Annotated in this window: 13 protein-coding genes; 7 read left to right on the top strand and 6 right to left on the bottom strand. The window is 44.0% G+C overall.

The genetic code is table 11. The annotated features are described in order from the left end of the window. Window positions 1-124: 124 nt before the first annotated feature. Window positions 125-1,072, bottom strand: coding sequence for a tRNA epoxyqueuosine(34) reductase QueG (gene queG / locus IGQ44_00550; GenBank protein HIK36471.1), 948 nt, complete (start codon window positions 1,070-1,072; stop codon window positions 125-127). 110 nt (window positions 1,073-1,182) lie between these two features. Between queG and thpR the strand changes: the two genes are divergently transcribed. Further along, the gene (thpR, locus tag IGQ44_00545) at window positions 1,183-1,722 is read left to right on the top strand and encodes an RNA 2',3'-cyclic phosphodiesterase (protein ID HIK36470.1); all 540 of its coding nucleotides are present in this window, start codon (window positions 1,183-1,185) and stop codon (window positions 1,720-1,722) included. 353 nt (window positions 1,723-2,075) lie between these two features. Here thpR and IGQ44_00540 read toward each other — a convergent pair whose 3' ends face one another. Both IGQ44_00540 and IGQ44_00535 read right to left on the bottom strand, forming a co-directional pair. Further along, window positions 2,076-3,920 carry an ABC transporter ATP-binding protein gene (locus IGQ44_00540; protein HIK36469.1) on the bottom strand — a complete coding sequence of 615 codons (1,845 nt, stop codon included), beginning with the start codon at window positions 3,918-3,920 and terminating at the stop codon, window positions 2,076-2,078. A 305-nt stretch (window positions 3,921-4,225) separates the two neighbouring features. Next, a complete protein-coding gene (locus IGQ44_00535) occupies window positions 4,226-6,004 on the bottom strand; it encodes a DNA polymerase III subunit gamma/tau (GenBank protein HIK36468.1) in 1,779 nt (592 codons plus the stop codon). A gap of 251 nt (window positions 6,005-6,255) precedes the next feature. Between IGQ44_00535 and IGQ44_00530 the strand changes: the two genes are divergently transcribed. Both IGQ44_00530 and IGQ44_00525 read left to right on the top strand, forming a co-directional pair. Then, window positions 6,256-8,556 (top strand): ribonucleoside-diphosphate reductase subunit alpha, encoded by a 2,301-nt coding sequence (locus IGQ44_00530; protein HIK36467.1) that lies wholly within the window; start codon window positions 6,256-6,258, stop codon window positions 8,554-8,556. Window positions 8,557-8,600: 44 nt separating this feature from the next. After that, entirely contained in the window at window positions 8,601-9,038 is a 438-nt protein-coding gene (locus IGQ44_00525) for an ATP-dependent zinc protease (GenBank protein ID HIK36466.1), read from the top strand. 241 nt (window positions 9,039-9,279) lie between these two features. Here the strand turns inward: IGQ44_00525 and IGQ44_00520 are convergent, their stop codons facing one another. From IGQ44_00520 to lipA, 3 genes are all read right to left on the bottom strand, one after another. Beyond that, on the bottom strand, window positions 9,280-10,143 hold the full coding sequence (locus IGQ44_00520; GenBank protein ID HIK36465.1) for a metal ABC transporter permease: 864 nt from the start codon (window positions 10,141-10,143) through the stop codon (window positions 9,280-9,282). Between the two features lie 11 nt (window positions 10,144-10,154). Then, a complete protein-coding gene (locus IGQ44_00515) occupies window positions 10,155-10,910 on the bottom strand; it encodes a metal ABC transporter ATP-binding protein (GenBank protein HIK36464.1) in 756 nt (251 codons plus the stop codon). A 78-nt stretch (window positions 10,911-10,988) separates the two neighbouring features. Beyond that, window positions 10,989-11,900, bottom strand: a complete 912-nt coding sequence (gene lipA, locus IGQ44_00510) for a lipoyl synthase (protein ID HIK36463.1) — start codon at window positions 11,898-11,900, stop codon at window positions 10,989-10,991. Between the two features lie 114 nt (window positions 11,901-12,014). Between lipA and IGQ44_00505 the strand changes: the two genes are divergently transcribed. The 4 genes from IGQ44_00505 (at window position 12,015) to IGQ44_00490 (ending at window position 15,252) form a co-directional block, all read left to right on the top strand. Next, complete coding sequence (locus IGQ44_00505) at window positions 12,015-12,569, top strand: response regulator (GenBank protein HIK36462.1); 555 nt, start codon at window positions 12,015-12,017, stop codon at window positions 12,567-12,569. A 291-nt stretch (window positions 12,570-12,860) separates the two neighbouring features. Next, complete coding sequence (locus IGQ44_00500) at window positions 12,861-13,880, top strand: AI-2E family transporter (protein ID HIK36461.1); 1,020 nt, start codon at window positions 12,861-12,863, stop codon at window positions 13,878-13,880. Between the two features lie 97 nt (window positions 13,881-13,977). Continuing rightward, window positions 13,978-14,322 carry a 30S ribosomal protein S20 gene (locus IGQ44_00495; protein ID HIK36460.1) on the top strand — a complete coding sequence of 115 codons (345 nt, stop codon included), beginning with the start codon at window positions 13,978-13,980 and terminating at the stop codon, window positions 14,320-14,322. A gap of 135 nt (window positions 14,323-14,457) precedes the next feature. Further along, on the top strand, window positions 14,458-15,252 hold the full coding sequence (locus IGQ44_00490; GenBank protein HIK36459.1) for a TatD family hydrolase: 795 nt from the start codon (window positions 14,458-14,460) through the stop codon (window positions 15,250-15,252). Window positions 15,253-15,279: the final 27 nt, after the last annotated feature.

The raw sequence follows: 15,279 nt of genomic DNA, 5'->3' as shown, positions 1-15,279 counted from the left end.
ATGTAGGAGGCAGGGTGTAGGGATAAGAAAATAGAGGTGTATAGGATTTATAATGGCAAACCCTGTAGTGGGTGGGTTTACAATCCCCATAAAGTTGCAATATTAAAACCCCACGTTGGGTTTACTACAACGATGAGTCGATGGTGTGTATTTGACAACATTGTGCATTACGACGCCACATCTCCGGCTTAATTCTACGTAAGGCAGAAGCCTGAAAGCGCTTATCCCATTCTTCTTCCGTCATGGTTGCCAATTCTGTCAGAGGGGGGTTTAGATTAGCGGGATAGGGAAAAAAGTCTGGTATGTCTGTAACTTTAGCAAAACGTTGATTCCATGGGCAGACGTCTTGACAAATATCACAACCTGCCACCCAGCCGTTGAGATTTTGGGCAATTTCCCTCGGCAGTTGTGGGCTACGATTCTCAATGGTATGATAGGCTATACAAAGATTGGCATCCACTACATAGGGTTGAACAATAGCCCGGGTGGGACAGGCCTCCAAACAACGAGTACAAGTGCCACAATGGTTAGTATGGGGTTTATCTGCTTCTAGGGGTAAATTGGTGAGTATTTCTCCCAGAAACACCCAACTCCCATATTCTCTGGTGATGAGATTCCCATTCTTCCCCACCCATCCTATCCCTGCCTGTTGCGCCCAAAATTTATCTTGTATTGGTCCTGTATCTACGTAGTATTTAAGTTTTACGCCGGGGTACTTCTCTTGTAACCAGGATGCCAGTTGTCTCAATTTTTTACTCATTACCTTATGGTAGTCTCTTCCCCAGGCGTAACGGGATATCTTGCCTACGTTTTTATCTTGGGAGTGTTGATAGGGGGTGTAGTAATTAAGTGCTAAGGATATAATCGATTTAACTTCGGGGAAGCAGAGGGTAATATCTTGTCTTTTAGGGTTTTTCATCCATTCCATCCCAGCATGGTAGCCCTTTTCTAGCCATGCTTGGAGTCTTTTCTTATTTTCGTGGATTGTTTCCTCATTGGGGTTGACTGTTGCTATTCCTACCCGGTGGAAACCTATTTCTATTGCCTTCTGTTTTATTGCCGTAGCCTCCATACACTTACAGCCTACAAGCCGACATACACCGTCTTTTCCCCTCTCGTCTTCCGTTATGGGATAATATTGCTAGCGTCCCCTATTGTACATGCCGGACGATGGAGGAGCAAGTGCGTCTGTTTGTTGGCATTTTTCCCTCTGCCTCCATGCAAAAACAACTATACCAAAAAGCAGATGATTGGTGTGGCAAACTAAAAACGAAAGTGCGTCTCATTCCCCCCCCACTGCTACATTTAACTCTTAAATTCATCGGCAACGTGGAAAAAAGACGAATGGAGGAGGTAAAAAGGGCATTTTTGGCAGGTGTAGGCAGATTTTCTTCTATTTCCTTCCAGACACAACAGATTATGCTGTTTCCTTCTCCTTCCCAGCCGCGGCTGGTGGCGGTGGCAATTCAAGACAATCCACAACTCGATTCGGCTTTTCAGTTTTTTGATAGTGCCTTTACCGATTTTGGGGTAAAATCTGACAAAAGGCCTTTTCGCCCTCATATTACCGTTGCCAGAAGCCGTTATTGGCAAAGGGAAACCATTCAGCCTTCTTTTTTCTCACTAATCGAACCAATTACTTCAATTTCCCTGGTACAGTCACAACTAACTCCTCACGGTTCAGTGTACACCATTTTGGAGTCCATCCCAGTAGACATTTGATGTTTTATGTTGAATGGTGCGTCTAGTTTCTTGTTTAAAAATACCTTATCCGAGTGACTTACACCCCCCTCTCTGGGGGGGTTGGCGTCAGAATCCATTTCAGTGGAATAGATTATTGTCTTATTGCCGTTCATTAAAACAATGGAGTTTACCATGAAAATAGTCCCTTGGCCCCCAGTAAACATGAAGCCTCGAGACATTTAGAAGAGGAAAAAAACAGGGTGTACATTAAATGGTTTTATACCCCCTCAGAAAGAAAAATGGGGAACAAATAGGTTGTGGTTTAAGGGTAAAATAATACTCCCAGAACCGTGCTGTAGACAAGGTACAGAAAACCCCAATAGTATTTTTACTTAAAAAATGTCCCCAGTTTCCTGAAGGGAGTGTAGTCGGTGGTAGATACCATTTTGGGCAAGTAGTTGTTCATGGGTGCCTATTTCTACTATTCTACCCTTATCCAATACTACTATTTTGTCGGCGGCACGAACAGTACTGAGACGGTGGGCGATGATAATGGTAGTGCGACTGCCGAAAATGGATGCCATTGCCAATTGTATTTGTCTCTCTGACTCATAATCTAGACTAGCAGTCGCCTCATCAAAGATTAAAACATCCGGATTCATTATTAACGCCCTAGCTATGCCCAGTCTCTGTTTTTGCCCACCTGACAATCTTACACCTCTTTCTCCCACTACGGTATTATACCCGTCTGGTAATTCTGAGATAAATTCATCCACCCTAGCAATTTGACAGGCTTTTTTCACTTCTTCCCACGTGGCACTGGGGTTGCCATAAATCAGGTTATCGAATATAGTACCATTAAACAGGTCTACCTCTTGGTGGACTATTGCTAAACGACGACGATAGCCGGTAATGTCCAGACTACGAATATCAATGCCATCTATCAAAATTTCCCCTGACAGTGGCTCAAAATAGCGGTATAGTAATTTTACCAAGGTAGACTTTCCTGAGCCAGACCTTCCTACTAATGCCACAGTTTCATAGGGTTGGATTAACAGATTTATATCCTCCAAAACAAGACGTTGACTGTTATAGCCGAAATAGACATTTTTAAATTCTATTTTGCCGCTAAACTTGTATTGTTTACCTGGGAAAACCAGTGGAGATTTTGGCAGCTTTGACAGGGATAAAGACAGGGAATTAGCATCTTCTCCTGGTGGCAAATTCATAAATTCGTGGAAGCGAATCATAGAGGCATAGCGCCGAGCAAAAACTTCTGCTAGATTGCTAATGGGCTCGATTTCCGAATAGGCCATGCTAGCGAGGGTGTAAATTGTGATAAAATGTCCCAGGGAGATATCTTGTTGGAGGGTGGGAATCAGGATAGAAATTAACACCAAGAATAGGGACAATTCTACTACTGTTTTTGACCAGGTTGTCAGCATTACGTATCCCAAATGGATTCTGTGAATTACGACTTTATACTCCCTATCTAATCTTTTTTTCTGTCTCCTTAACTCTTGGGATTCCGTGGCGAATGCCTTCACCGTCTTGATATTGGTGATGATTTCTGATGTTCTACTTTCAGTGTTTTCCTGATGCTTATCCAACAATTGTTCTTGTTGAATTAATTTTCTCAGGTGGAGTAAACTAAAGGTCAAAATTACGGTGAAAGAGATTATAAAACCAATAGCTACTTCTTTTTCCAAGAAGAAAATTATAGCAAAAATTCCCAATACTCTGATAATTTTTGGAATGAGTTGTCCAGCTATTTCAGGATAGGTCCAGGTATGATTAGCTAATCCCCTTGCTACTCTTCCGGCAATTCTTCCTGGGTTATTTTCATCATAAAAACTAAGGGGAAGTGTCAAGATTTTTTGGATAACTTTGAGGGAGTAATCTCTTCTTGACTTGAGGGCTATTTCCCAATGGTACCAGGAGGTTAACCAGGGTTGTATTGGCGCCCTAGCAACGGTTATTAGAAAGATGAGAAGACACAAAATAAACAGATATTTTGCCTTTTCGCCGCCCAGGAAAAAGGCAGTGAATTCAATTCTTTCTACCAGGTTAAGCAGCAAGGAGTCAATGGGGTTACCAGACAAAATGTTGAGAATTTGTCCCACTAAATATGGCACCAGCAGATCCAGTACTTCAAAAAAGCCGGAGGCGGCTATACTCAAAATAGCTGTTAGTTTATAGTCATTATAGTATTTTATTAAATCCTTGAAAGAGGCCATAAGCTTATACTATCAAAAAGAAAAAAAAAGATATATACCAACCAACCTTAGAAGGTAAAAACCCTCTGGGTTAAGGTTAGCAAATCCGGACAGGAGTCAGTGAAGAAGAGGGGTATATTTTGTTTGTTAGTCCTATAGGTTAAGGGTAGCAAATGTTAACTCTAGTTGGCAAAGCACCCCATCCATAGGTTGAGAATGACAATAGCAAACAGACAACTACAAAGGGGCAGGTAAAGAAAATAAAGAAAAGGGTGGAAAGGGGGCGATAAAATCTATCAGATGGACTTAAAGGGAATGTGATTAATTCAAAATGGAATTTCATCGCCGTCAAGGGTGGGGCGATTTACGATCCTCACCTTTTTCTCAGCCGGAATTGACTTTTTTGACTTTCTGTTTTCCCTAACAATTATCTCACCTTTAAAGATTTTTAGTATACTTTCTACTGTCTTTTCGGGAATTTCTTTTGGGTATTCATCAAGGCCAATGCCGGAGTTTTTATCAGGAAAATAAGTGGTATTTGTAGTCTGCTGTTGATTTTCTTCAAGTTTATTAGCAGGATTATTGGCAGTAGTTGAACAATCCCCTAAGTCTATAATAGGACTATTAGGGTAGGGGATTTGGGGGGGGCTATCTTGGGGGGTTTCCCGTAAATTTTTTAGGGAAGGATTTACATAGAAGGACACTGTAATAGGTTTTTGATACAATTGGCAGAGGGCCTTTTCAATGTCCTTCTGTTGTGTCCTAGCTATACCCAGAAGAGAATCATTAGCCACGGCGATTTTAACGGTGGCCCCCTCTATGCTGGTTATATGACACCATTGTTGGAAGAAGGTTTTTGTGGTTCTACTATCTATAATATCGGCCAGTTGCTTCTTGAGGTGGGTGGGGGAAAGGGCAACGGTGGGGATGGGAGAAGAAGAGTCGACACTAGTAGTTTTGGAGGCATCTGGGAATGAAGGGGGGGTTGTGATGACAGGGGCAACCGAGGGAGTGTTGGCGGAGGGGAGAAGACTAAGGAGGGTAACCTCTAACCAGAGACGAGGCTGTGTGGTGTTGCGAAGCAAACCCTCACTGTCTTTCAATTTTTTCTGCCCCTGGAAGAGAGTGTATAATTCCCACTGGTGGGCAAGGGCGACTAACTTTTCCCAGGTTTCTTCTGTAACCGTCACCAAGTATCTGTCTTTAGGGGAGGTTTTGGCAATCAAGAGAGCAACATAAAAATTAGCCAAATTGTGTAGAATGGTCAAGGGCTCTTTGCCCCTATCTAAAAGCCTACGACACTGACGGATAACAGAGGAGGGCTCGTCTGAGGCAATAGCCTCTAACAAGTCTAACAAATCCTGTTCTGTAACAGCCCCTACAAAATCCCATACCCTCTCGGGGGTGATTTTACCAGATAAGAGACTGAGTTGAGCCAAAAGGGTTTGGGCATCCCTCATGCCACCTTGAGACAGTTGTGCCACCAGCGACAACGCTTCCGGTGTGATATCAATCCCTTCAAAAGAAGCTATTTCCCCGAGGTGTTTTACCATCTCTTCTAGGGGGATACGCCGGAAATCAAACCGCTGACAACGTGATACAATAGTGGGCAATACCCTCTGTGGTTCTGTTGTAGCTAGAATAAATACAACGTTGGGGGGGGGCTCTTCTAAAGTCTTCAGGAGGGCGTTAAAGGCCGCTGTACTCAACATGTGGCACTCATCAATTACATATACTTTATAGCGAAATTTGACTGGAGCGTATTGAGCCCTCTCTATAAGCTCCCGAATGTTGTCCACCCCCGTATGAGTAGCCGCATCTATCTCAATAAAATCTAAAGCCGAGCCGTTGCTGATACTCCTACAGGCTTCGCACTCGCCACAGGGGTTAGCAGTAGGCTTATCGCTTTGAACGCAATTAAGAGACTTTGCCAGGATTCGGGCACTAGAAGTCTTCCCTGTGCCTCTGGGGCCACAAAACAGGTATGCAGGCGCTATTCTACCACTTCTCAGGGCATTCGTCAAGGTTTGGGCGATGGCCTCCTGCCCCCGCAACTGTGCAAAGGTCTGAGGTCTGTACTTATGATGTAAAGGCTCGTACTTCATGGTAACGGGCTGAAACCTTGGGCGAATCCCCAGTATAACACAACAGGCTTGAATTACATGAGAATTAATTTGTACTAGGAGTATTTAAGATTTAGTTAAGAAGGATTTTGCTATCATTGAGCATGCGAGCCTTTTCTCTTCATGGGGGCGTATTCTATATCTAGGGTGTCGTGCTTAATATGCACACCATATGTGTGGTATAAAAGAGAAGAAGAGTTAAGTAGAAGATATAGGGTAGCGAGGCTGCAGTAATGTTATTGGACACTCAAAGGGATACGATCACTGGTTTTGCGTGTCAAGGTAGTGAGGGAAACAAGTCGCAAGGGAGAAATGAGAAAGAGAATCAGATCTATGTAGTGAAGAGGAACGGAAAATTAGAGCCCTTAGATGTTACTAAAATCAGAAGGGTAGTTTCTTGGGCCTGTGAGGGAAAGGATGTGAATCCCATTGCCCTGGAATCGGGCCTAAAAACCCGTCTACGGCCGGGTATTACCACCAGGGAGATTCAAGATAATCTTATCCACTGTGCCCTAGAAATGTGCGACGAGAGCCAACCGGACTGGCGTTATGTTGCTGGAAGACTACATATCTGGGGTCTGTGGAAAGAGGTGTTGGCCACTAGAGGTTACGTGTATACCGACTATAGACGTACAGTAGAGACGTTTGTAGAACGGGGTAAATACGATTCGCGAATTCTCACCTATTCTCCTGCCGAATTGGAAGAGGCTGGTAGATGGATTAATCCGGACTGGGACTTAGATTACGACTATGCCGGTGCTGTATTACTCAGCACTCGTTATCTTATCCCTGAGGAATTGCCACAAGAAGCGTTCCTCACCTGTGCCCTTTTGTTAGCATTAGTAGAGGCTCCAGAAAATCGTCTCCACTACGCCCGTCAGTTTTACGAAGCTATTGCCAGACGTCGTATCTCTCTTGCCACTCCTATCCTTGCTAACTTGAGAATCCCCAATGGCTCTCTTACTAGTTGTTTTATTGTTAGCATTGAAGACAATCTGGAGAGTATCTTTAGGGAAATTACAAACACTGCCAGAATTTCTAAAAATGGTGGAGGTGTGGGAGTCAATGTATCCCGGATTAGGGCTACCGGTAGTACGGTAATGGGGAAGAAAAATGCCTCTGGGGGTGTCATCCCCTGGATAAAACTCCTCAATGACACTGCCATTGCTGTGAATCAGGGGGGTAGACGGGCAGGCGCTGTCACTGTAAGTCTGGACATTTGGCATTTAGACGTGCCAGAATTCTTAGAGATGCAAACGGAAAATGGGGATCAAAGGCGCAAGGCCTATGACGTCTTCCCCCAACTGGTGATTGTGGACGAATTCATGCGACGAGTAAGGGATAGACGGGAGTGGACTTTGGTAGATCCCTATGAAGTATTGATGGAGTTAGGTATAGATCTGGCGCCCTTGTGGGGAGAAGAGTTTGAAAAAGCCTATCAAATAGTGGAAGCCAATGTGGGCACCAAACTAACACTCTACAAACGAGTCAATGCCAGGGAGCTGTTTAAGGATATAATGCGGGTACAGGTAGAAACAGGGATGCCTTACCTAGCATTCAAGGACACCATCAATCGTGCCAATCCCAACAAACATGAAGGTTATATCCCCGGGGTTAACCTTTGCACCGAGAGTTTTAGTAATGTAGTTCCCGGTAAATATGCCCACTGTTGCAATCTAGTATCCATCAACTTGGCCAATGCTGAGGACTACGAGTTGGAGCATCTTTGTACTTTAGCTGTTAGAATATTAGATAATACAATAGAAATAACAGTACCTCCCTTCCAAGACGCCAAAAACCATAATGAGAGGTATCGCACCATCGGGGTGGGGGCGATGGGATTGGCAGACTGGTTGGCCAAAAGGGAGTTGAGATACACAAATCTTCGGGAAATCAGTAATCTGTTTGAGGACATAGGCTATTACTGCACCCGTGCCTCCATGTTACTGGCAAAGGAAAGGGGGGCATATCCAGCCTTCCCTGGTAGTGACTGGAGTAAGGGTTTACTCATTGGTGGCAAGCCGGTAGAATGGTTTGAACAACACGCTTACGACAAACCCCGTTGGCGTCAACTGGCAAAAGACATTGTCACCTACGGCATTCGAAATTCTCATATTACCGCCATCGCACCCAATACCTCCTCCTCCCTGGTGCAAGGTTGTACAGCAAGTATACTTCCTGTGTATAGTAGATTTTTCTATGATAAGTGGGCCAAGGGGACAGTGCCTATAGCGCCTCCGTACATCAAAGAGAGATACTGGTATTATCAGGAAAACAAAACTCTGCCACAGGAGTGTGTGGTGAATGTGGTTGCTACTATCCAGCAGTGGATTGACACTGGCATTTCCATGGAGTTAGTATTTAACCTCAATCAGGGTGTATACTTTCCAGACGAGCCAGAAAGGGCTATTAAAGCCAAGGACATTTTTAACATTCTGATGATGGCTTGGGAAAGGGGTTGTAAAGCTGTATATTACGTGCGTTTTGTCCAAAAAGACCCCTTTAAGGAGGAGTGCAGTGCCTGTGCCAATTAAGCTTTAAAATATTCAACGGACATTGCCTCCCCGTTTGTAACCTCATGAAACACTCCCTTCCCCTGATTGGATGGCGAGAATATGTCTGTTTACCCCAACTGGGTATTGAAAAAATCAAGGCCAAGATTGACACAGGCGCGAGGACGTCCGCACTACATGCCTATCACATTCACACCTATCAGGAAGGGGAGCAACAGATGGTAGAATTCAAGGTGCATCCCCTTCAAAGGCAAACCCACGTTACTATAAGTTGTACTGCCCCCCTTTTAGGTTACAGAAAGGTTACTAATTCGGGGGGGCATGCCACCATTCGTCCTGTTATTCTTACTTCTATCAGACTGGGGGAATATCAATGGCAAATCGAATTAACCCTCACTAATAGAGACGTGATGGGTTTTCGGATGTTGTTGGGGAGAGAGGCAATCCGTCGTAAGTTTTTGGTGGATGCCGGTCACTCTTTTATATACGGTCGTCATCCCTAGTATTCTATGTATTGTCTTCTCTTCCCTCTTCCTCTTTTTCCTCTTCCTCCGTGGCTGTTTTTATTATTTTCCCTTTCAATCTCTTCCATTTGTCTTCCCAACACTTCTACTAAACGGAAAAAACGGAGATAACTTCCCCCGGGCACTTTGGCTTTACTTCCCACAAGGGGCTAAAGGAGCAAAACTGGGTTAAAATGACAAAAAAAGCATTTCGCTCTAGACATTTACCCCCTGCTAAAAGCTAAAAATTTCTCTTCAATTTTAGTTTTAAATATCCAGATACTAAACCTTGGCTGGGGCTGAAGAGAAAACTGAGGGTAAAAAATCCGGCTGCGACTAAGACAATAGAAGGCCCTGATGGTAGATTGAAATAGTAGCTGAGATACATGCCAGTGATACTAGAAATGATTCCTACTATCATTCCTATGTACATCACTTGATGAAGACGATTTACTAACAAATATGCAGTAGCGGGGGGAGTTATTAATAGGGACAAAACCAGAATTACACCCACGGCTTTTAGACTAGCAACAATAGTCAAACCGACTAAAACCATCAAGCCAGTATCTAACCAAATTACTGGTAACCCTACAGCCTCTGCTCCTAGTCTATCAAAGGTATAAAATAATAATTCCTTGTACAACAAAACAACTGTCAAAACTACAATTACCCCCACTAATATTGTATTTTTTAAATCCTCAGCACTTACCCCCAAAATGTTGCCAAAAAGGAAGTGATTCAGGTCAATTTTATTCTCCTTTTGCACCAAAGTTATTAGGATGATACCAAGAGCAAAGAAACTAGAAAAAACTAGACCCATCGCCGCATCTTCCTTGATTTTCGAGGAGTTTTTAATCCCATTTATTAACACTGTACTCAACAAGCCTGCAATCAAAGCCCCAAGAAAGATGCTGGAATTGAAAATATAGGCGAGGGCGACTCCAGGCAACAAAGAATGACTAATGGCATCCCCCAACAGGGCCAATCTTTGCACCATTAAATAACTGCCTACAATGGCACATATTATCCCCACCACCACTGCTACCACCAGGGCTCGTTGCATGAAACCATATTGTAGGGGCTCTAAGAGCAAATTCCAAATCATAATCTCCTCACCTAGGCTACAATGGAATCATTCTGGGGGGAAAAATTCACTCTACCTCCATAAGTATTTATTAGATTTTCTTCATTTAAAACCACCTGTCTTTTTCCCTGGGCAATAACGGCTTTATTGAGCAAAATAAGATCGTCAAAATTATTAATACTTTCCCCCAAATCGTGATTAACCACTAATACAAATTTGCCCTGATTGGCCAAGTCCCTAAGGATACTAAAAATTATCTCTTCCGTCTTGGAATCTACACCGGTAAAAGGCTCATCAAAAAACAATAGCTCGGCCTCTTGGACCAGGGCTCGTGCCAAAAATACTCTTTGTTGTTGTCCTCCTGACAATTGGCCAATAGGACGATGGCTGTAGTCCAACATGCCAACTCGTCCTAGAGCAATCCTGGCTTTCTGCTTGCTAGTATGAGAAAAGGGGCGTAACCAGCCTGTCTTCCTGACTCGCCCCATCATCACCACATCCCACACTGTGGCGGGATATGTCCAGTCTACTTGACTTTTTTGTGGTACATAGGCAACATGCTCGCGGCACTTAGATAAAAGTCTACCCCGCCACACCGTGGCCCCAAAATTGGAAGGGATTAGCCCCAACATAGCCTTCAGCAATGTGCTTTTGCCGGCACCATTTGGCCCTACTATGCCTGTCAGCCTTCCCGGCAAGATGGTCAAACACACATGCTTCAAGGCATAACTGTCACGGTAACTAACTGTTAGATTCTCCACTCGAATCACATTTTCTTCTTGCTTCATCCCTTCCCATTCCCTGGGGTAGTTCTTTGCCTATTGTATCTGCCCATTGTAGCAGAAAATGAAAGGATTATGAAAAATTTATCTTTCCACCGACAGAGAGGCGTGATAGGAACTGCGTACTAGGGGTCCACTACTAACGTGTTCAAAACCTAGGGAATAAGCAATGTCTCTCAACTGGTCAAATTCGGCAACAGTCCAGTATTTTTGCACGGGAAGATGGGCAAGGGAAGGACGTAAATACTGTCCCAGGGTAAGACGATTACAGTCCACCCTTCGTAAGTCTTCCATGGTGGCGATAATCTCTTCAAAAGTCTCTCCCAACCCCAACATCAACCCTGACTTGGTGGGTATGGCCGGATTCAACTCTTTTACTATTGCCAATGCCCTCAGAGAGCGCTCGTATCTAGCTCCCCGTCTTACTATGTCTTGCAAACGGGCTACAGTTTCTAGGTTATGATTATAACAGGCGGGGTGAGCACGAACAATCTTAGCAATGCTTTCCCTCTGTTGTTGTTGCCAATTCTTACCCCTAGCAAAGTCAGGAGTCAACACCTCAATAAGGGTGTCAGGATTTTTCTCCCTAATGGCCTCCATTACCTTTACAAACCAAAAGGCGCCACCGTCAGGTAAATCATCCCTAGCCACCGATGTGAGCACAACATACTTTAATCCCAGTAAACTAACCGCCTCTGCTATCTTAGCTGGCTCATTTTCATCCAAAATACGGGGGGGCTTTCCCTTGGCCACCTGACAAAAACCACAATTGCGGGTACAAATATCCCCCATTAACAGGAAAGTGGCCACCCCCTGACTGTAACACTCTGCTCGATTAGGACAACGCCCCTCCTCACATATAGTGTGGATCCCCCTTTGTTTTATAATTCTCTGTACCCTAGAAATCTGGGAAGCTCTGCCTATAGTGGGGCGTAACCAAGATGGTAGATTCACTAATTCCCTTTTAGTACTTGTTTCTCGAATAGTATCTGTCATTAGCCGAAGTTTCCTGGACTACTACTGGCGATGAGAAGCCATAACCATATGGAGCTCTCATAGTCTAATATACTTAATAGGATTAGGGTGTTCAATTAAAAGAGGAGTATAGTTGTGTCTACTCACCGAGTTTTAGTAATTGATGACAGTATGGTCATTAGACGTACTGTCAGAGATATGTTGCCCCCTGGAAAATTCGAGGTGGTGGAAGCCAAAGACGGGGTACAGGGGCTAGAATTGATCCACACCTGTAACCCCAACCTCATCATGTTAGATTTTTTCCTTCCCAAGAAAAATGGCTACGAGGTGTTTCAGGAAATACAAAAGGATCCTCGTCTCAGGACAATTCCGCTTCTGATAATGTCCGGCAGAAAAGACGAGGTTACCGAAAAGATCCCCGAGCCTTTTGAGTATTTTTCCTTTCTAGAGAAGCCCTTCGATGCCAAACAGTTAATACAGGCTATCAAGGAGTCCATGGAGAAGGCCAAAAAACTGGCCAGTCTCCAACAAGCCGCCACCACAGCAGCCCCACCAGCCGCCACCGCCACCATAGACGCTTCTGAATTCTCCCACCTCCAGGCCAGAGTCAAACAACTAGAGTCAGAAGTGGAGCAATTGAAAAAACAAGTCAACCAGCTAGTATCGTTTATCAAGAAAAAATTGCAATAGTTTCTCCTCAATGTCCCCCGAAATTCCCCTCTCCCCCCAAAAACCTCTTGTTAAAAATGAACTTCAAGTCTCAACTCCTTTTTGTCCTTAAGGTGTTTATATTTTCCACCCTAATCTCCTACATAATAAAATACCAATCAGAGCCCTTTGTCGAGGCTTTGGACAGGCGTTTTTTGGCCTTTCTTTTAGTAACAACTCCCCCTTTGACCCTCCTGTCTGTTTTCCTACTCAAGATACTGAGGAAAACTGATGAAACCCGCCTGAAAGACAACAGCTAAAAAACAAAAACCAATGGACCTATTACAATGGCTGGGCTTTAGTGCTATTATAGTTGCGGTTTATGTTATCTGGCAAATCCGTCAGATTCTTCTTCTTGTTTTTACATCTATAGTTCTCGCCATTTCCCTTAACTTAATAGTGGAACGTTTCTGTAAGTTGGGGCTAAAAAGAAACTACAGTGTGATGGTGGCCAGCGCTATTTTTTTAGTGTCCATTGTCTTGTTTTTTTGTATTATTGTTCCCTCTTTGGCCTTACAACTAAAACAGCTATTTGAATTGCTGCCTCGGGGTTTAGAGAAAATAGTGTCGGAAATAGAGAGACTAAGAAGTTTTTTTTCTCCTCAACCAAAAGAGAGGGTATTAGATGTAAAATCATTCATAGGTCAGATTCAGCCGATAATTAACGACTTATTAAACAGAGGAATTAGTTTTATTTCGGGGGTATTAGGGGCATTATTAAGTGGTGTCCTACTTATAGCACTAACCCTGATGTTTTTGGGAGAGCCGACCCCTTATAGACAGGGGATAATAAAGACTTTTCCAGCATTTTACAGAAAAAGGGTGGCAGAAATTATTGACAGAATAGAGGCAGAATTAAAAGAATGGCTGACGGACACATTCATAAGAATAATATCCGTGACTAGTTTAACCTATTTATGTCTGCACCTAGTGGGGATACCCCTGGAGTTAGTACAGTCGTTGATGGCTGGGATTCTGTCCTTTACTCCATATATCGGGGCAACAGTTAGTGTTTTGTCTCCCCTGGCAATCTCCTTTATATCCTCCCCCTGGAAACCCTGGGTGATTTTATTGTCTTATACCCTTATCTTCGTCATAACCGACAGGATTATAATCCCCAAACTGAGAAAAAATAGAGTAACACTTAACCCGGCTAATATCCTCATAGCAGAGGTTATATTTGCCAATCTGTTGGGATTATTGGGACTATTTCTGGTAGTGCCTCTCACAATCCTAATCCAGATTATAGTAGAGGAAATACTAATAAAGGACGTCTTTGAGCAATGGCAATAGGGTCTTGTCAACAAACAACCCTGAGGGTTAGAATAGATGATCCAAGTATAATCTGCCGGAAACACTAGTGTAGTAGTAGAAGACACAGAGAAAAGTAGTGGCTAACACAAAATCTGCTCTCAAAAGAATAAAAATAAACGAGCGCAACCGCAAGCGCAATAGGGCTTACAAGTTGGCGGTAAAAGCCCTAATGAAGAAGTACTTCAAGGCAGTAGAGGCTTATGCGGCATCTCCCACAGAGGAGATGATGCAACAGGTGCAGGAATGCATGTCGGCTGCCTACAGCAAAATAGACAAGGCGGTGAAAAGGGGAGTATACCACAAAAACAACGGCGCCAGGAAAAAATCAAGATTGGCCAGGGCTTTGGCTAAGGTGCTTCAAAGCCTAAAAGAAAGGTCATCAGAGACAACCGGTGGCGAAACAGCGGCCGTCTCTGGCTAGTCTCCCGCGGCTTTTAGGGTAGATGATAAGATAGAGTGCGGACGGGCTGTTTGTAGGGAAATATATATGACAAAGCCTTTGGCAAAGGACTTATTGGAGGAAGCCGGGGGGGCCGACCAATTGCCTTCACCGGCAGTGTCCTTAGTGGACACCCATGTCCATGTTAATTTTGATGTTTTTCAAGAAGATATACAGGAGGTGAGAAGTCGCTGGCAGTCGGCAGGGGTGACTAAACTGGTGCACTCCTGTGTGACGCCCGGGGAATTCGAGCAGATAAGTTCTATATGCCAGAATTTCCCAGAGATGTTCTGTTCCGTAGGACTACATCCCCTTTACACCGAAAAATGGGAGGGGGAAAGGACCTACAATCAAATACTACAAGCGGCCCAATCCTATCCCAAGGTAGTGGCAATAGGGGAAACGGGTTTGGATCTATACAAGGATAACAACTTAGAGCTACAAAAGGAGGTCTTCTGGAAGCACCTAGAAATAGCCCATATTTTGAACAAGCCTGTTATCATCCACTGTAGAGAAGCTGCTAGAGAAACACTAGAAGTACTAAAACAATTCCAGCAGCACGGGGGAAAGATAACAGGTGTTATGCACTGTTGGGGAGGGAACCCCACGGAAACCCAATGGTTTCTGGAGCTGGGACTATACATCAGTTTTAGCGGAGTAGTAACCTTCAAAAATGCAAAAACAGTTCAGGCCAGTGCCGCCATAGTGCCAGAGGATCGTCTCTTAATAGAGACAGACTGTCCTTTCCTGGCACCAACCCCCTACAGGGGAAAACGCAATGAACCGGCCTACGTACTAAAGGTGGCGGAGAAACTGGCTCAAATCCGCCAAAAAAGTCTGGAAGAAATAGCTAAAATCACCACAACCAACGCCTGCCGGCTATTCAACCTCTTCGAGGGCTGTGTGAATTGACCTAGTACACAGGCCCGGACAACCTAC

The organism is Geminocystis sp. M7585_C2015_104 (assembly GCA_015295805.1).
GTDB lineage: Bacteria > Cyanobacteriota > Cyanobacteriia > Cyanobacteriales > Cyanobacteriaceae > DVEF01.
Note: the sequence above shows the minus strand (reverse complement) of the source record. Positions and strands in the feature narration are given on the sequence as shown.